Source organism: Pseudoalteromonas sp. SIMBA_162 (assembly GCF_046535955.1).
Lineage (GTDB): Bacteria > Pseudomonadota > Gammaproteobacteria > Enterobacterales > Alteromonadaceae > Pseudoalteromonas > Pseudoalteromonas marina.
This window is the reverse complement of sequence record NZ_JAWJBQ010001077.1, coordinates 1-241: the sequence shown is the minus strand read 5'-3', so window position 1 is coordinate 241 and position 241 is coordinate 1. Positions and strand designations below refer to the sequence as shown.

At 55.2% G+C, this 241-nt stretch carries 1 pseudogene; it reads left to right on the top strand.

Going from position 1 to position 241, the window contains the following annotated elements:
- Positions 1–241, top strand: a pseudogene (locus R0J88_RS23005) (MBL fold metallo-hydrolase); the annotation flags it as partial.

Below are 241 nucleotides of genomic sequence, written 5' to 3'. Positions count from 1 at the left end.
CTATGGCGCAAGACGCCGTAGCACCCTATCAAGAATCAGATCGTTTCAGCCCCTTTGAGCAGGGTGATGAGCTGTTAATGGGCATCGTGGCGCAAGACACCCATGGGCATACGCCGGGTCATGCCAGCTTCATGCTGAACAGCGATGACGACTCGATGTTGGTGTGGGGCGATGTCGTACACAACTACGGCGTACAGTTTGCGGATCCCAGCGTCACGATTGAGTTTGACTCTGATCCGGA